Consider the following 16,839-nt stretch of genomic DNA (forward strand, 5'->3'; position numbering starts at 1 on the left):
GATCCGGTCACCCACCGCGCGACACCGAGGGTGCGCGCTCCTTCGCCGAAGCCGTCGACTCCAGGAACTCGAATGAATGCCACTCTCTCCCTGGCGAGCATCCTCGCCGAACCCGCCCGCCGCCGCCCGGATCACCTCGCGCTGATCGAGGGCGAGCACCGCATCACCTTCGCCGACCTGTGGCGGCAGGCCAGGGAACAGGCAGGCGCCCTGATCGCGCGCGGGGTCCGGCCCGGTGACCGGGTGGCGCTGCTGTGCCCGAACACCGCCGACTTCCCGCGCGCGTACTTCGCGATCCTCGCCGCGGGCGCGGTGGTGGTGCCGGTGCACCTGCTGCTCACCGCGCCCGAGATGGAATACGTGCTGCGCGACAGCGCGGCCTCGCTGCTGATCTGTCATCCGATGGTGGCCGAGACCGGTGCCGCGGCGGCGAGCGCGGCGGGCATCGATGTCGTCGCCCCGCAAGACTTGGCGGGCGAGGCGATTCCGGCGTTCGTCTCACGCGGTCCGCTCGACACCGCCGTCGTCTTCTACACCAGCGGGACCACCGGCACGCCCAAGGGCGCCGAACTGAACCACCTCAACATGGTGATGTGCGCGACGGTGAACACCTTCGACGCCAACGAGATCCACCGCGACGACATCGCGCTCGGCGCGCTGCCGCTGTTCCACGTGTTCGGGCAGACCGTATCGATGAACTCGCACTGGCGGGTCGGCGGGACGCTGGTGCTGCTCCCGAGATTCGACGCGGCCCAGGCGATCGCGCTGATGGCGGCGGAGCGGGTCAACCTCTTCCACGGGGTGCCGACGATGTACCTCGCGCTCATCGAGGCGGCGGCGCGGGCGCCGGAGCTGCCCGCGCTGAAGCTGTGCGTGAGCGGCGGTGCGGCGCTACCGGTGTCGGTGCTGGAGGACTTCGAGCGACTCTTCCGCGCGCCGGTGCTCGAGGGCTACGGGCTGTCGGAGACCTCGCCGACCGCGGCGGTGAACCAGCCGATCTACGGCGCCGAGGCGGGCACCGTCGGGCATCCGGTGTGGGGCGTCGACGTGGAGATCGCCGATCCCGCGATCACCGACCGGATCGTGCTGCTGCCGGTCGACGAGACCGGCGAGGTGGTGGTGCGCGGACACAACGTGTTCAACGGGTACACCGGCAGGCCCGAGGCGACCGCGGCGGCCGTCGTCGACGGCTGGTTCCGCACCGGCGATCTGGGCACCAGGGACGCCACCGGCCGGATCCGCATCGTCGACCGGATCAAGGAGATGATCCTGCGCGGCGGATTCAACGTCTATCCGACGGAGGTCGAGGCCGCGCTGGTCCGGCATCCGCGCATCGCGCAGGTCGCGGTGATCGGCGTGCCCGACGAGCACTACGGTGAGGAGATCGTGGCCGTCGTCGTGGCCGACGGCGAGCTGACCGCCCAGGACGTGATCGAGTTCGGCAGGCAACAGGTGGCCAGGTACAAGTACCCGCGCCGCGTGGAATTCGTCACCGAGCTGCCGCTCGGTCCCACCCACAAGGTGCTCAAGCGCGAACTGCGCCGACGTTTCGGAGGTGTGGCATGACCACGGATTTCGCCGATTTCGACACCCTGCGCGCGGCGGCGGGCACCGAACTCGGTCCCAGCGACTGGATCACCATCGACCAGGAGCGGATCGACCGGTTCGCCGACGCCACCGGCGATCACCAGTGGATCCACGTCGATCCGGTGCGGGCCGCCGCGGGCCCGTACGGCACGACCATCGCGCACGGCTTCCTCACGCTGTCGCTGATCGTGCCGATCACCCAGCAGGTGATGACGGTCAGCGCCGCGAGCGCGGCGATCAACTACGGCCTCGACCGGGTCCGGTTCCTCACCCCGGTGCCGGTGGGCAGCCGGATCCGGGGCCGGGTGACGCTCACCGAGGTCACCGAGGTGCCCGGCGGCGTGCAGGCGCACCGGCGCGTCACCGTCGAACTGGAGGGCGCGCCGCGTCCCGCCTGCGTAGCCGACGCTATCGCCCGCTACCTGCGCTGAACGGCCCGGGGGCGGCGGCCTAGTAGCCGTCGCCCTCGGCCAGGTAGCGCTCGATCGTCGCGACCTTGGTGGTGAGCGCGTCGGTGACACCGGGCCGCAGATCGGCCTTGAGCACCAGGCTGCAGCGCGGCGCGACCGCGAGGATCGCGTCGCACGCCGACTTCACCACCGCCATCACCTCGTCCCAGTCGCCCTCGATCGTCGTGAACATCGCATCGGTCCGATGCGGCAGGCCCGAGGCCCGCACCACGCGCACGGCGGCCGCCACGGCCTCGCCGACCGACCCGTCGGCATGGGCGGCGCCACTGGGCGCCACGGAGAACGCAACAAGCATGGTGGTCCTTTCGCTGCGGGTATCCGCACCATTGTGCCGCCGCGCACCGCGGGCAACCGTGCGCCGACGCGCCGCCGCGGTCACCCGACCATTACCCTCTATCGGGTGGCGATATCCAAGGTCGAGCGGCTGATGAATCTGGTCATCGCGCTGCTGTCGACCCGGCAGTTCCTGAGCGCGGAGCGCATTCGCGCCAGTGTGGCCGGTTACGAGGACTCCGCGACCGACGAGGCGTTCAGCCGGATGTTCGAGCGCGACAAGAACGAACTGCGCGACCTGGGCATTCCGCTGGAAGTGGGCCCGGTGGGGCGGTTCTCGACGCTCGAGGGCTACCGGATCAACCGCGACGCCTACGAGCTGCCCGACATCGACCTGTCCAGCGAGGAGGCGGCCGCGGTCGCCGTCGCCGTGCAGATGTGGGCCTCGCCCGAGCTGGCGAGCGCCGCCGAGGGCGCGTTGCTGAAGCTGCGCGCGGCCGGCGTCACCGTCGAGACGGAGAACGTCGGGGTGTCGGTGCCCGCCGTGCCGGCTCGCACCCGTGGCTCGGAGCCGGTGCTGCGCGAGCTGCTCGCGGCGATCGACGCCGGGCAGGCGGTGCGGTTCGGGCACCACAGCGCCGTCACCGATCCGTTCGTCACCCGCGATGTGGAACCCTGGGGCGTGGTCACCCGGCACGGTCGCTGGTACCTGGTCGGGCACGACCGCGAGCGTGACGCCGTGCGCACCTTCCGGCTGTCCCGGATCGGTGGCGAGGTCACGCCGTACGGTCCGCACAACGCGGTCCGCAAGCCGGCCGACGCCGATCTGCGCGCCATCGTCGACCGGGTCACCGGCGACGCGCCCGTCACCGGGTCGGCCACCGTCTGGGTCGCCAAGGGGCGCGGTCGCGAACTGCGCCGCATCGGCACCGAACTCGGGCCAAGGGAACTCGGCGGCCGCGACGGCTCGGTCGTCGAGGTACCGGTCCGCTCGCGCGACTGGGTGGCCCGGCTGATCACCGGCCTGGGCCCGGATGTGCTGGTGCTGGATCCGCCGGAACTGCGCGCCGACGTGATGAACCGGCTACGGTCGGTACTCGACCACACGGAGGTGGCGTCGTGAGTTCGCGCCTGTCCCTACGCCTTTCGCGCCTGCTGAACATGGTGCCGTACCTGCTCGCGCACCCCGGCATCAGCGCCGCCGAGGCCGCCGCCGAGCTGGGGGTGACCACCAAACAGCTGATGAGCGACCTCAACCAGCTGTGGATGTGCGGGCTGCCCGGGTACGGGCCCGGCGATCTGATCGACCTGTCGTTCTCCGAGGAGAGCATCGAGGTCACCTTCTCCGCGGGCATCGACCGGCCACTACGACTGACCTCCACCGAGGCGACGGCGCTGCTGGTCGCGCTGCGCTCGATCGTGGAGATGCCCGGCATGGTCGACCCGACCGCCGCGCACGCCGCGATCGCCAAGATCGAATCGGCCATCGCCAGCACCGACGCCGTCGTCACCCCGGCCGCCGTGCCCGTCGAACAGCCGGTCGTGGCCACCGTGCGCGCCGCGCTCGCCGACGCGCACGCCCTGCGCTTGGTCTACTACTCGGCCAGCCGCGACGAGGTGTCCGAACGCATCGTCGACCCCATCCGGGTGGTGCTGGTCGACAACAACAGCTACCTGCAGGCGTGGTGCAGGCAGGCCGAGGGCGTGCGCCTGTTCCGGTTCGACCGGATCGAGGACGCCACCGAACTCGACGAACCCGCCCGCCCGCCCAGCCACGCCGCCGCCGACGCGGCCGCCCTCGACCTGTTCCAGGACGACCCCGACGTGCCGCTGGCCAGGCTGCGCCTGCGCGCCGATTACGCCTGGGTGCTCGATCAGTACCCGATGCACCGCATCGAGTCCCGCCCCGACGGCAGCATCGAGGCGGGCATGCGCTTCGCCTCCGCCGAGTGGATGGCGCGCCTGCTGCTCGGGTTCGGCACCGGCGTCACCGTCCTCGGCCCGCCGGAACTGGTCACGGCGGTGCGCGACCGCGCCGATGCCGCCCTGGCCGCCTACGCGGCCGCCGGACTGCCCGGGGAGACCGAATCCGCGTGAACCAGCGAGTACTGGTCCTCGGGGCGGGCAGCATCGGGGTCTTCATCGGCGGCCAGCTGGCCGCGGCGGGCCTGGACGTGATCTTCGTCGGCCGCCAGCGCGTGCTCGACGACATCGCCGAGCACGGTCTGCACCTCACCGATCTCGACGGCGGCTCGATCGACGTGTCGCCGGACCGCTTCGGGCTGGCTCTGGAGCCGGACGAACCGGAACTGGCCGACCTCGTCCTGGTCACCGTGAAATCGGCCGCCACCGCGTCCGTCGTGCGGACCGTCGCGGGCAGGCTGCGCCCCGGCACCCCGGTGGTGAGCCTGCAGAACGGCATCGGCAACGACAGCCTGATCCGGGAGGTCCTGCCCACCAGCGTCGTGCTGCCCGGCATGGTCCCGTTCAACGTGGTGCACCGTGGCAACGGCCGGTTCCACCGGGGCAGCGACGGCGTCGTGGCGATCCAGGACGACCCGGTGGTCGACCGGTTCGCCGACCACTTCCGGGCCGCGGGCCTGCCGCTGCGCCGCTATCGCGACCTGCGCCCGGTGCAGTGGGCCAAGCTGCTGCTCAACCTCAACAACCCGATCAACGCGCTGTCCGGGCGGCCGCTGCGCGAGGAACTCGCCGAGCGCGACTACCGCCGCTGCCTCGCGCTCGCCCAGGCCGAAGCCCTCGCGGTGATGAACACTGCGCGAATTCGGCCCGCCCAGCTGACGCCGATCCCGCCGGAACTCATGGTGCATCTGCTGCGCGTTCCCGATGTCGTCTTCCGCCGGGTGTTCGGCAAGGTGCTGGCGATCGACCCGCTGGCCCGCTCCTCGATGGCCGACGATCTCGCCCTGGGCAGGCGGACGGAAATCGCGTGGTTGTGCGGCGAAATCGTGCGCCTCGGCGAAATGGTCGGGCAGCCGACACCGGTCAACCGCAGGCTCACCGAGCTGATCCGGAAGGCCGAATCCGGCGACACCCGCCGGTTCACCGGAAGCCGGCTGTTCGCCGAGCTGACCGGGGCGGCGTCCGCCGTCCAGGGTTGAACGCGTGGCGAACACCGCTGCGGGTGGCCGGTCATGACGCTCCGAGTGCAGGTAGCATCGGTAATCACCACAGTCTTTGGAGGTATCTGATAATGGGCACGTTCAGCTGGACGCACCTGCTGATCATCGCGTTGCTGTTCGTCCTGCTCTTCGGCGCGAAGCGGCTGCCGGACGCGGCGCGCGGTCTCGGCCGGTCGCTGCGGATCTTCAAGAGCGAGGTCGGGCAGATGCAGTCGGAGTCGGCCACGCAGGCCGCGCAGCCGCAGGCCACCCCGGCGCCGCAGCAGCAGCTGCCCGCGTCGGCCCCGCAGGCGCAGACCCCGATCGTCGAACCGCAGCAGGGCCAGAAGTCGGCCTGACCTCGGTGTTCACCCCCGGAGCGCGTCAGTCGCTCCGGGGCTGAGTGCTGTTGTCGAGCATCCGCCGGACCGAGGGTTAGAGGCCACCACCCACCATGCGCATTCCGTTCGATCCACGGCGCAGCAAGCGCAGGACGAATCCCGACGGCACCATGTCGTTGGTCGAGCACCTGCAGGAACTGCGCACCCGGCTGTTGCTTGCGCTGGCCGCGATCGCGGTCACCACGCTCGTCGGCTTCTTCTGGTACGCGCATCCGTTCCTCGGCATCGAGAGCCTGGGCGAGATCCTGCGCGGACCGTACTGTTCGCTGCCGGAGTCGGCGCGGGCGAGCCTGAGCGCCGACGGCTCCTGCCGGCTGCTGGCGACCGCCCCCTTCGAACAGTTCATGCTGCGCCTGAAGGTCGGCTTCACCGCCGGTGTCGTGCTCGCGGCGCCGTTCTGGCTGTACCAGCTGTGGGCGTTCATCACCCCCGGCCTCTATGCCAAGGAACGCCGGTACGCGGTCGGGTTCGTGGTGTCGGGCAGCGTGCTGTTCGTGACCGGCGCCGTGCTGGCCTACGTCGTCGTCGCGCACGCGTTGTCGTTCCTGTTGACCATCGGTGACAACGTCCAGATCACCGCGCTCAGCGGTACCCAGTACTTCGGGTTCATCATCCAGTTGCTGATCATCTTCGGCGTCAGCTTCGAGACGCCGCTGGTCATCATCGGGCTGAACCTGGTCGGCGTGCTGCCCTACGTCAAGCTCAAGGCGTGGCGGCGCGGCATCATCTTCGGCCTGTTCGTCTTCGCCGCCGTCGTGACTCCGCAGGACCCGTTCTCGATGCTGGCGCTGGCCTGCGCGCTGACCGTGCTGTTCGAACTGGCGGTGCAGTTCGCCCGGTTCAACGACGCCCGCCGGGCCCGCCGCGCGGCGAACGAGGGCTGGGGTTCGCTCTCCGACGAGGAGGCCTCCCCGCTGGACACGCCGGACCCGGTGCGGCCCGCCGACCCGGTCGCCGACCCGGAGAAAACCACCCGCCCGGTGTCGGACTACTCCGATACGCTCTGACGGGTGACCGATTCTCCCGCGCGGGCCAACGAGTTGGCGCAGTTCGCCAGCGAAATCTCTTTCGATCTCGACCCTTTCCAGCGGACCGCCTGCGCGGCGCTGGAGGACGGGCACAGTGTGCTCGTCTGCGCCCCGACCGGCGCGGGCAAGACGATCGTCGGTGAGTTCGCGGTCCACATGGCGCTGGCCTCGGGCGGCAAATGCTTCTACACCACGCCGATCAAGGCGCTGTCGAACCAGAAGTTCGCCGACCTGACCGCGCGCTACGGCCGCGACAGCGTCGGCCTGCTCACCGGCGACCAGTCGATCAACCCCGACGCACCGGTGGTCGTGATGACCACCGAGGTGCTGCGCAACATGCTCTACGCGTCCTCGGACTCGCTGCGCGGACTGTCCTATGTCGTGATGGACGAGGTGCACTACCTGGCCGACCGGTTCCGCGGCGCGGTGTGGGAGGAAGTCATCCTGCACCTCTCGCCGGACGTGCGGCTGGTGAGCCTGTCGGCGACGGTGTCCAACGCCGAGGAGTTCGGTGCCTGGATGGAGACCGTGCGCGGCGACACCGCCGTGGTGGTCGACGAGACCAGGCCGGTGCCGCTGTGGCAGCACGTGATGGTCGGGCGGCGGATGTTCGACCTGTTCGACACCAAGTCCAGCGACCAGAAGGTGCTCGTCGACGAGGACCTCGTGCGGTTCATCCGCCAGCGTGAGGCCGCCGACCGGATGCAGGGCTACGGCGGCCCGCGCGGCCGCGGTGGTCGCGGCAACTTCCGGCCGCTGCCGCGCCCGGAGGTGCTGGCCCGCCTCGACGAGGAAGGCCTGCTGCCCGCGATCACGTTCATCTTCAGCCGCGCGGGCTGCGACGGCGCGCTGGCCCAGTGCCTGCGCGCCCGGCTCGACCTGAGCAGGCCCGACGACGCCGCGCGGATCGACGAGATCATCGAGAAGCACACCGGCGACCTGCCCAAGGGCGACCTCGAGGTGCTCGGCTACTGGGAGTGGCGCGAGGCGCTGCACCGCGGGCTGGCCGCCCACCACGCCGGCATGCTGCCCGCGTTCCGGCACACCGTGGAGGAACTGTTCGTCCAGGGGCTGGTCCGAGCGGTGTTCGCCACCGAGACCCTGGCGCTGGGCATCAACATGCCCGCCCGCACGGTCGTGCTCGAGCGCCTGGTGAAGTTCAACGGTGAATCGCACGCCGAGCTGACGCCGGGGGAGTACACCCAGCTCACAGGGCGCGCGGGCAGGCGCGGCATCGATGTCGAGGGACACGCGGTGGTGCTGTGGCAGCCCGAGGTCGACACCAGCGCGGTCGCCGGCCTGGCCTCCACGCGCACCTATCCGCTGCGCAGTTCGTTCCGGCCCGGCTACAACATGTCGATCAACCTGATCGACCGGATGGGTGCCCAGGAGGCGCGGGCGCTGCTCGAGCGGTCCTTCGCCCAGTTCCAGGCGGACCGGTCGGTCGTCGGGCTGGTGCGCGGCATCGAACGCAACCAAGGCGCGATGCGCAAGCTGGAGAGCCAGCTCGGCGGCGTCGACGGCGGGTTCATGGAGTACATGTCGCTGCGCGAGCGGATCAAGCAGCGCGAGCGCGAGATCCAGCAGCAGGGCCGCGCCGATCGCCGCGGTGCCGCTGTCAAGGCCCTGATCGAATTGCGCCGCGGTGACGTGGTGGCGATTCCGTCGGGCAGGCGCGCCGGGCTCGCGGTGATCCTGGAACCCGATCAGACCCCCGGTGACCCGCGTCCGCTGGTGCTCACCGAGGACCACTGGGCGGGCCGGGTCTCGGCGGCGGACTTCCCGGTGCCCGCCGAGGCGCTCGGGCACATGCGGTTGCCACGGCGGGTCGATCACCGCACCGCCCGCATCCGCCGCGATCTGGCCTCGGCCCTGCGCAGCACCGGGATCTCCGCGCCGGGCAGGCGCAGGCGCAACGACCACACCCGCGGCGGCGAGGATCGCGAGCTCTCGACGCTGCGCCGCAGCCTGCGGTCGCACCCGGCGCACAACAGGCCCGATCGCGAACAGCTCAGCCGCACCGGTGAGCGCTACGCCCGCCTCGCGCGCGAGACCGAGTCGATGCGCCAGAAGGTTGCCGCGACGACGAATTCACTGGCGCGCACCTTCGACCGGATCGTCGGCCTGCTCGAGGAACGCGGGTTCGTCGAGCACGGCGAGGTGACCGCCGACGGCAGGCGGCTGGCCCGGATCTACGCCGAGAGCGACCTGGTGGTCGCCGAGGTGTTGCGCCAGGGGCTGTGGCGCGGGCTCGGTGCGGCCGAACTCGCGGCCGTGGTCTCCACGCTGGTCTACGAGTCGCGCCAGGAAGGCGGGTTCCTCACCGCGTCCGGCCCGACCGAACCGATCCGGCGGGCGGTCGGCGCGACCATCGAGGTGTGGACCCAGCTGCGCTCCGACGAGGCACGGCACAAGCTGCCGCCCACCCGTGAACCCGACCTCGGTTTCGTCACCGGCGTGTACAAGTGGGCCCGCGGCGACGCATTGGCCGAGGCGTTGCTGGCCAGTGGCGATCAGGGCACGCCGCTGTCGGCGGGCGATTTCGTGCGCTGGTGCAGGCAGGTCATCGACCTGCTCGACCAGATCCACAACACCGCCGACGATCCCGAGATCGCGGCCACCGCGGCCAAGGCGGTGCGCGCGGTTCGGCGGGGTGTCGTCGCAGTGGACGCCGCGTAGTGGATACGTCTGTGATTTGATTTCCTGGCGTACCGACCGTGATGGCGGAGTCGTGCGAAAGCGGCTGGCCTGGCGCGGGGGGCTACCGTATGTACAACGATGCGAGTGGAGGCGAGTGGATGAGCGGCCCGTACGGACCGAATGGCCCAGGGGAGGGAAGCAACGATCCCACCCAGCACTGGGGAGGTCAGCAGGGGGCCGGTGGCGCCGGTCCCACCCAGCACTGGGGTGGAGGGCAGCAGCCGCAGCAGGCTCAGCCGACCCAGCACTGGGGTGACCCGAACGCGCAGCAGCCGCAGCAGCAGTGGGGTCAGCAGCCGCAGCAACCGGCGCAGCAGCCGCAGTGGGGACAGCAGCCGCAGCAGCCGACCGGCCCGCAGCAGCAGTGGGGTCAGACCCAGCCGCCGCCGCAGGACTGGAACGCGCAGCAGCCGCAGCAGCAGTGGGGTCAGCCGCAGCAGCAGTGGGGACAGCAGCCGCAGCAGCCCGGTCAGCAGCAGTGGGGCCAGCAGCCCCCGTCGTCGGGTGGCAAGGGCAAGGGCCTGGTGATCGGTCTGATCGCGGCGGGCGTGCTGGTGCTCGCCGCCGTCGTCGGTCTGATCCTGGTCGTGTTCTCCTCCGACGAACTCGACTCCGCCGCCGTGCAGGACGGCGTCTCGCGCGTGCTGAAGGACTCCTACGGCATCGCCGACGTCTCCGACGTGTCGTGCCCCTCGGGCCAGGAGGTGAAGGTCGACGCGACCTTCACCTGCGACCTGAAGGTCAGCGGTGAGGCGAAGAAGGTCACCGTCAAGATCACCAAGGACGATGGCACCTACGAGGTCGGCCGCCCGAACTAGGCTGCCGCACCCCCGATTCCGGGCCGACCGCGCGTACGCGGGCGGCCCGGAATCGTCTGCCGGGCCGGGATCAGCTGTGGGCCGCGGTCAGCGCGGTGACGAGCCGGGTGATCGGGCTCTCGGCGTTGTAGGCGGCAGCCAGGGCGAGCAGCCGATCGGGGTCGACCGGTGTCGCGGGCAGTGTGTCCGGTCCGGACATGATCACCTCGGCATCGCGCACCACCTGCACGACCGGCGCGGCGACCTTCAGATAGTCCTGGGCCGCAACCAGTTTCGCGCGGACACCCTTGGCCAGGTCGGATCCGGGATCGTCGACCGCCGCGAGCAGGGCGTCGAGCGAACCGAACTTCGAGATCAGCTGCGCCGCGGACTTGTCGCCGATGCCCGCCACCCCGGGCAGCCCGTCGGAGGCGTCCCCGCGCAGGGTGGCCATGTCGGCGTAGGCCGGTCCCGCGTTCCGCTCCGGCACACCGTATTTCGCCGATACCTCGGCGGGCCCGAACAGTTCGGCCTTGGCCAGGCCGCGGCCCGCGTAGAGGACCCGGACCGGCGGCGCCGGCTCGTCGCGGACCAGCTGGAGCAGATCGCGGTCGCCGCTGACGACGACCACCGGGTCCGTCCGCTCCCGGCTGGCGAGCGTGCCGAGCACATCGTCGGCTTCGAGCCCCTCCGCACCGCCGGTGGCGATCCCGGCGGCGGCGAGCACCTCGAGGATCATCTCGACCTGCGGGGTCAGCGTGTCGGGGACTTCCTCGGCGCCCGGCGCCGCGCCGCTGCTGGTGTCGAGCCGGTGCGCCTTGTACGACGGCACCAGCGCCACCCGGAACGGCGGCCGCCAATCCAGGTCGAGCCCGACCACCAGCCTGCTCGGCCGGTGCTTGGTGATCAGCGAGGCCACCATGTCGGTGAAGCCGCGCAGCGCGTTGACCGAGCGTCCGTCGGCCGCCCTGAGCTTGTCGGGGATCGCGTAGTAGGCGCGGAACCACAGGCTGGCGCCGTCGAGGATCAGCAGGGGTCCACGGGAGGTCTGGTCAGCGGTCACGGGCTCGATTGTGCCCCGAAAGCGCCGTCCCGTGCCCACCGTGCTCCGGGCGCGTCCGGTCGCGGGGAGATCACGTGTCCTGGGCCCGTGCGCCCGTGGCGGGTAACGTCGGACCCTATGAGCGCGCACACGGATGCCAGGTTCGCGGCGAATGTCTACGGTCAGCGGCTGGAGCGGGCGGTCGAACTGATGCGCGCGGCGCATCTGGACGCCCTGCTCATCACTCCCGGCCCCGATCTGCGATATCTCATCGGTTCGGCCGCCGAATCCTTCGAGCGGCTCACCTGCCTGGTGATCCCCGCCGACGGCGCCACGCCCTCGGTGGTGATCCCGAAACTCGAGCTGGCCTCGCTGGACGGATCGGCGGCGGGCGAACTCGGCCTGCAGGTCCTGGACTGGGTCGACGGCGTCGACCCGTATCAGCTGGTGCGCTCGACCCTGCACGCCGGCTCGCGCATCGCCGTCGCCGACGCCATGCCCGCCCTGCACCTGATCCCGCTCGCCGAGTCGACCACCGGCCTGCCCGCGTCGGCGACCCCGGTGTTGCGGCAGTCGCGGATGATCAAGGACGAGGCCGAGATCGAGGCGCTGCGCCGGGCGGGCGCCGCCATCGACCGGGTACACGCCAGGATGGGCGAATTCCTGCGGCCCGGCCGGACCGAGGCCGAGGTCGGCGCGGATATCGCCGCCGCCATCGTCGAGGAGGGCCACACCGAGGCGGCGTTCGTCATCGTCGGCAGCGGCCCGCACGGCGCCGATCCGCACCACGGGGTCTCCGACCGGGTCGTGGAATCCGGCGACGTGGTCGTCATCGATATCGGCGGCCCCGTCGAACCCGGCTACTACTCCGACTCCACCCGCACCTACGTGCTCGGGTCGCCGAGCGCGCAGGTCGCCGAGCAGATGGCCCTGTTGGAGGCGGCCCAGGCCGCCGCGGTGGCCGCGGTCCGCCCGGGGGTGACCGCGGAGTCCATCGACGCCGCCGCGCGCACCGTGCTGGCCGACGCGGGCCTCGGCGACGCCTTCGTGCACCGCACCGGCCACGGCATCGGCCTGTCGGTGCACGAGGAGCCCTACATCGTGGCGGGCAACGACCTGGTGCTCGAGCCGGGCATGGCCTTCAGCATCGAGCCCGGCATCTACTTCCGTGGGAAGTGGGGCGCTCGGATCGAGGACATCGTGGTCGTCACCGCCGACGGCGCCGAGTCGATGAACAACCGGCCGCACGGTCTGACGGTCCTGTAGGCGGGCCTACTTCAGCGTGCTCGACGAGAGCACCCGGCGCACCTGGATCGCGACGACGACCCGCGTCGGGTTCTCCCGCGGCACCCGGTAACGGGCGGTGTAGCGGCGCACGGCCTCGGCCACGTCGTCGGCCTCGGTGAGCACGGTGGCGGGCCCTTCGAGGGTGAGCCAGCGCGGACCCTCGACCTGACTCACGGCCGCGTACCCGCCGCGCGCCGCGTTGCGCGCCTTCACCGAGGCGCCGTCGGTGATGACCCGGGCGATCCCGCTCTCGGCATCCCAGGTGAACCCCACCGCGACCACGTGCGGCGTGCCGTCGGCGCGCAGGGTCGTCAGGGTGGCCAGGTGCCGCTCGGTGACGAAGTCGAGGGCGGCGGGGGACAGCGGTGTGGTGGCGGTCGGCATGCGGGAAACGGTAGCCCGGACGACATGCCGTCGATCGCGCGGGTTTCGGCCCTCGACACCCGAATTCCCCGTCCGGCGCCGGATGACAGACTGATCCCATGGCAGAGCAGCAGAACGACGGACCGGTGCTGGTCCTGGGCGGACGCAGTGAGATCGGGGTCGAGGTGGCGCGCAGGCTGGCGCCCGGACGTGTGGTGATCCTGGCCGCCCGCCGGTCCGGCGCGCTGGACGCCGAGATCGAGCAGGTGCGCGCCGCGGGCGCGACCGCCGTGCACACCGTGGAATTCGACGCCGACGACACCGCAACGCACGCGCCCCTGCTGGAGAAGCTCGCCGCCGAGCACGGCGGCATCGGCACCGCGGTGGTGGCCTTCGGCGTCCTCGGCGATCAGGCGCGCGCCGAACACGATCCGGCCCACGCGGTCGCGGTCGTGCACACCGACTACGTCGCCCAGGTCAGTGTCCTGACGACGCTGGCGACCCTGCTGCGGGCCCAGGACTCCGGGCAGATCGTCGTGTTCAGTTCGATCGCCGGGGTGCGGGTGCGCCGGGCCAACTACGTCTACGGTTCGGCGAAGGCGGGGCTCGACGGCTTCGCGAAGGGGCTCGGCGACGCCCTGCACGGCACCGGTGTCCAGCTGCTGCTGGTCCGGTCCGGATTCGTGATCGGCCGGATGACCACCGGCATGGATCCCGCGCCGATGTCCAGCACGCCCGGCCAGGTCGCCGACTCCGTCGTGCGGGCCCTCGGCCGCGGCAAGACCTACGTCGCGGTGCCCGGCAGGCTCGCGGTGATGTTCTTCGTGATGCGGCTGCTGCCGCAGTTCGTGTGGCGCCGGATGCCGCGGTGATCGACGCGGCCTGGACGGGGCACCCGATCGTCGTCCTCGGCATCGGCGCCGACGGCTGGTCCGGGCTCGGCGAGCCGGCCCGCGCCGCGATCGGCGCGTGCGAGGTCGTCTTCGGGTCGCCGCGCCAGCTGGCGCTGCTCCCGGACAGCGACGCCGAATCGGTGCCGTGGCCGAGCCCGCTGCTGCCCGCGCTGCCGGAGTTGTTCGCGCGCAAAGCCGGTCGGCGCATCGGGGTGCTGGCCAGCGGCGACCCCATGTTCTACGGCATCGGCGTCACCCTGGCCCGTCGCTTCGGCGCGCGGGCGCTGCGGGTGTTCCCGCAGCCGTCCTCGGTGTCGCTGGCGTGCGCGCGGCTGGGCTGGCCGCTGGCCGAGGTCCCGGTGGTGAGTGTGGTTGCCCGCCCGTTGCCCACCGTGCTGCCCGAACTGGCCGACGGCCGCAGGCTGCTGGTGCTCAGCGAGGACGAGTCCACCCCGCACCTGCTGGCGCGATTGTTGCGCGACAACGGGTTCGGCGGGTCCACGCTCACCGTGCTCGAACAGCTCGGCGGGCCCGCCGAACGCACGCGCACCGGCACCGCGGCGCGCTGGGCCCACCCGCACGGCGACCCGCTCAACGTCGTCGCGATCGACTGCGTCGCCGAGGTCGGCGGCCGCCGCGACACCCGGCTGCCCGGCCTGGCCGACACCGCCTTCACCGGCGACGGCCAGCTCACCAAAGCCGAAGTCCGGGCCCTGACGGTCACCGCGCTGGCCCCGGCGCCTGGCGAGACGCTGTGGGATGTCGGCGGCGGGTCCGGCAGCATCGCGATCGAATGGTGCCGCACCCATCCGCTGTGCCGTGCGGTCACCTTCGAACGGCTGCCCGCGCGCCGCGAGCAGATCGCCGTCAATGCCGCCGCGCTGGGCGTTCCGGGAATAACGGTCAGGGGTGAGGTGCGCTCGGAGTTTGCCGAGCGCGAATTGGCGGCGCCGGATGCGATATTTCTCGGCGGCGGGCTCACCCAGGACGGTGTGTTCGACCAGTGCTGGCAGCGGCTGCGCCCGGGCGGTCGCCTGGTCGCCAACGCGGTCACCGCGGAATCGGAAGCGCAGCTGCTGGACTGGACCGCCACCCACGGCGGCGTGCTGCGAAAATTCCAGATCTACCGGGGTGAACCGCTCGGCGGGTTCACCGCGTGGCGGCCGCACCTCCCGGTCGCCCAGTGGATCGTCACAAAACCCGCTGGTTAGCGCGATTCTTCGATCACGGACAAATCACGCGCAGATCACGGTGAAATCGTTCATGCTGGGTCCTGATGCCATGAAAGTTACGAACCGAACGTGTAAGAAGCGTGCCTCGAGGGTAGGGTCGGGGCCGTTCCGGGTAAATCCCGCCGGTTCGATTTTTCCATGATGGGGAGTTACATGAAGTACACGAAGTTCATCGCGGTCGGCGCGTCGCCGGTCGCCGCAGGTTGGGCCGATGTCAGCGGGCAGCCCTGAGGGTCCTGATCCTCGGCGGCACGGGCGAAGCTCGGGAGCTGGCGCGGATCGCGTCCGGTGAACGGGGACTCGACATCGTGTCCTCCCTCGCCGGGCGGGTCGCGCAGCCGCGGCTGCCCGTCGGTCCGGTCCGCGTAGGCGGGTTCGGTGGTGTCGAGGGCCTCCGAACCTGGCTGCGTGAGAACGCGATCGATGCCGTCGTGGACGCGACCCATCCCTTCGCCGCGCAGGTCAGCTCCCACGCGGCGACCGCCGCGGACGACCTGGGCATCCCCGCGCTGCACCTGCGGCGACCCGAGTGGGTGCAGCGCCGCGGTGACCTGTGGACGCGGGTGCCCGATCTGTCGTCGGCGGCCGCCGCCCTGGCCGCCCACGGTGAGCGGGTGCTGCTCACCATCGGCAGGCAGGGGGTCGGCGCGTTCGCCGGCTGCGGGCGGCACCGGTTCGTCATCCGCTCGATCGACGCGCCCGCCGCGCCGCTGCCCCCGCGCTACGAACTGCTGCTGGCGCGGGGACCGTTCACCTTCGACGACGAGCTGGTGCTGATGTCGCGGCACCGGATCGACGTGCTGGTGACCAAGAACAGCGGCGGCGAGCAGACCGAGGCGAAGATCTTCGCGGCCCGCACCGCGGGCCTGCCGGTGGTGATGATCGATCGGCCGCCGCTGCCGGTCGGCGCGGTGACCGTCGACGAGGTCGGCGCCGCGGTGGACTGGCTGCACGACGCGGCCTCACCCCGGGTGCGCTGAGCCGCTCACTGCGGTCGCGGCCCCGTGAAGATGCGGGGCAGCTGGTCGAACCAGTGCAGCACCGCCCGTTCGTAGGCGATGCCGAATTCGAGGGTGGCGCGCTGATGGGGCGCGAGCGCGGTCGGGTCCTCGTCGAGGTAGCGGTCGAGCCGGTCCTGGTGGATGTTCTTGTTGGCGGCGATGATCCGGTCGCGATGCGCCGGGTCGAGGTGTTCGCCGAAGGAGAGGGTGAGCAGCAGCGGCACCCGGATCGTCTCGGCGCCGGGATCGCGGGCGATCCACTCGGCGAAGGCCTCGCGGCCGGTGTCGGTGATCCGGTAGGGCGTGCGCTCCCTGGCGCCCCGTTCGCCCTTGGTCACCAGGCCCGCGGCGTCCATGGCGGTCAGCTCGCGATACACCTGGCTCTGGGTGATCGTCCAGAAGTCGCCGATCCGTTGCTGGGCCTGGGTCGCGAGGTCCCAGCCCGACATCGGGCCCTCGTGCAGGAACCCCAGTAGTGAGGCCGCGGTGGAGTTCAGTGGGCGGCGTCGAGTCGCGGTATCGGTCAACGGTCAACTCCCTTCGAACGACATTCCTAAGTGGAATGTTACGCCTGGGTGCGCTGTCCACCAAGACCGGAGGTGTTGCGGTGTGTTCGCCCGGCGCGGCGGTGACCCCGGCGGGG

At 71.3% G+C, this 16,839-nt stretch carries 17 protein-coding genes; 13 read left to right on the top strand and 4 right to left on the bottom strand.

What is annotated here, in order from left to right:
- Positions 1-72 precede the first annotated feature (72 nt).
- Positions 73-1,566 carry a long-chain fatty acid--CoA ligase gene (locus tag AB0H54_RS14110; RefSeq protein WP_357345594.1) on the top strand — a complete coding sequence of 498 codons (1,494 nt, stop codon included), beginning with the start codon at positions 73-75 and terminating at the stop codon, positions 1,564-1,566.
- Positions 1,563-2,018: a MaoC family dehydratase gene (locus AB0H54_RS14115; protein ID WP_357345596.1), complete on the top strand. Its 456-nt coding sequence runs from the start codon at positions 1,563-1,565 to the stop codon at positions 2,016-2,018. Before AB0H54_RS14110 ends, AB0H54_RS14115 begins: the two co-directional genes overlap by 4 nt.
- A gap of 19 nt (positions 2,019-2,037) precedes the next feature.
- Here the strand turns inward: AB0H54_RS14115 and AB0H54_RS14120 are convergent, their stop codons facing one another.
- On the bottom strand, positions 2,038-2,352 hold the full coding sequence (locus tag AB0H54_RS14120) for a thiamine-binding protein (protein ID WP_355275485.1): 315 nt from the start codon (positions 2,350-2,352) through the stop codon (positions 2,038-2,040).
- Between the two features lie 105 nt (positions 2,353-2,457).
- Here AB0H54_RS14120 and AB0H54_RS14125 point away from each other — a divergent pair, with 105 nt between their 5' ends.
- From AB0H54_RS14125 to AB0H54_RS14155, 7 genes are all read left to right on the top strand, one after another.
- Positions 2,458-3,453, top strand: a complete 996-nt coding sequence (locus AB0H54_RS14125) for a YafY family protein (RefSeq protein WP_355275483.1) — start codon at positions 2,458-2,460, stop codon at positions 3,451-3,453.
- Complete coding sequence (locus AB0H54_RS14130; protein WP_357345599.1) at positions 3,450-4,427, top strand: YafY family protein; 978 nt, start codon at positions 3,450-3,452, stop codon at positions 4,425-4,427. Before AB0H54_RS14125 ends, AB0H54_RS14130 begins: the two co-directional genes overlap by 4 nt.
- Positions 4,424-5,452, top strand: a complete 1,029-nt coding sequence (locus AB0H54_RS14135; protein ID WP_357345601.1) for a 2-dehydropantoate 2-reductase — start codon at positions 4,424-4,426, stop codon at positions 5,450-5,452. Before AB0H54_RS14130 ends, AB0H54_RS14135 begins: the two co-directional genes overlap by 4 nt.
- Positions 5,453-5,544: 92 nt before the next feature.
- The gene (tatA, locus tag AB0H54_RS14140; RefSeq protein ID WP_357345603.1) at positions 5,545-5,811 is read left to right on the top strand and encodes a Sec-independent protein translocase subunit TatA; all 267 of its coding nucleotides are present in this window, start codon (positions 5,545-5,547) and stop codon (positions 5,809-5,811) included.
- 95 nt (positions 5,812-5,906) lie between these two features.
- Entirely contained in the window at positions 5,907-6,860 is a 954-nt protein-coding gene (gene tatC / locus AB0H54_RS14145) for a twin-arginine translocase subunit TatC (protein ID WP_357345605.1), read from the top strand.
- 3 nt (positions 6,861-6,863) lie between these two features.
- A complete protein-coding gene (locus AB0H54_RS14150) occupies positions 6,864-9,560 on the top strand; it encodes an RNA helicase (RefSeq protein WP_357345607.1) in 2,697 nt (898 codons plus the stop codon).
- A 119-nt stretch (positions 9,561-9,679) separates the two neighbouring features.
- Positions 9,680-10,399, top strand: a complete 720-nt coding sequence (locus AB0H54_RS14155; protein ID WP_357345609.1) for a DUF4333 domain-containing protein — start codon at positions 9,680-9,682, stop codon at positions 10,397-10,399.
- A 70-nt stretch (positions 10,400-10,469) separates the two neighbouring features.
- Here AB0H54_RS14155 and AB0H54_RS14160 read toward each other — a convergent pair whose 3' ends face one another.
- Positions 10,470-11,441: a 5'-3' exonuclease gene (locus AB0H54_RS14160; RefSeq protein ID WP_357345610.1), complete on the bottom strand. Its 972-nt coding sequence runs from the start codon at positions 11,439-11,441 to the stop codon at positions 10,470-10,472.
- A 117-nt stretch (positions 11,442-11,558) separates the two neighbouring features.
- Here AB0H54_RS14160 and AB0H54_RS14165 point away from each other — a divergent pair, with 117 nt between their 5' ends.
- Positions 11,559-12,686, top strand: coding sequence for a Xaa-Pro peptidase family protein (locus tag AB0H54_RS14165; protein ID WP_357345611.1), 1,128 nt, complete (start codon positions 11,559-11,561; stop codon positions 12,684-12,686).
- Positions 12,687-12,692: 6 nt separating this feature from the next.
- On the opposite strand, the gene AB0H54_RS14170 is transcribed toward AB0H54_RS14165, so the two are convergent.
- Positions 12,693-13,091, bottom strand: coding sequence for a TIGR03618 family F420-dependent PPOX class oxidoreductase (locus tag AB0H54_RS14170; RefSeq protein WP_355275469.1), 399 nt, complete (start codon positions 13,089-13,091; stop codon positions 12,693-12,695).
- Positions 13,092-13,189: 98 nt separating this feature from the next.
- Here AB0H54_RS14170 and AB0H54_RS14175 point away from each other — a divergent pair, with 98 nt between their 5' ends.
- The 3 genes from AB0H54_RS14175 to AB0H54_RS14185 all read left to right on the top strand — a co-directional run bounded on the left by AB0H54_RS14175 (position 13,190) and on the right by AB0H54_RS14185 (position 16,175).
- Positions 13,190-13,942 (top strand): SDR family NAD(P)-dependent oxidoreductase, encoded by a 753-nt coding sequence (locus AB0H54_RS14175; protein WP_357345613.1) that lies wholly within the window; start codon positions 13,190-13,192, stop codon positions 13,940-13,942.
- Positions 13,921-15,174, top strand: coding sequence for a precorrin-6y C5,15-methyltransferase (decarboxylating) subunit CbiE (gene cbiE, locus AB0H54_RS14180; RefSeq protein ID WP_357345615.1), 1,254 nt, complete (start codon positions 13,921-13,923; stop codon positions 15,172-15,174). Before AB0H54_RS14175 ends, cbiE begins: the two co-directional genes overlap by 22 nt.
- A 248-nt stretch (positions 15,175-15,422) precedes the next feature.
- The gene (locus AB0H54_RS14185; RefSeq protein ID WP_357345754.1) at positions 15,423-16,175 is read left to right on the top strand and encodes a cobalt-precorrin-6A reductase; all 753 of its coding nucleotides are present in this window, start codon (positions 15,423-15,425) and stop codon (positions 16,173-16,175) included.
- Between the two features lie 5 nt (positions 16,176-16,180).
- Here AB0H54_RS14185 and AB0H54_RS14190 read toward each other — a convergent pair whose 3' ends face one another.
- Complete coding sequence (locus AB0H54_RS14190) at positions 16,181-16,723, bottom strand: PadR family transcriptional regulator (protein WP_355275465.1); 543 nt, start codon at positions 16,721-16,723, stop codon at positions 16,181-16,183.
- Positions 16,724-16,839 lie beyond the last annotated feature (116 nt).

The organism is Nocardia sp. NPDC050718, from assembly GCF_040654235.1.
Lineage (GTDB): Bacteria > Actinomycetota > Actinomycetes > Mycobacteriales > Mycobacteriaceae > Nocardia.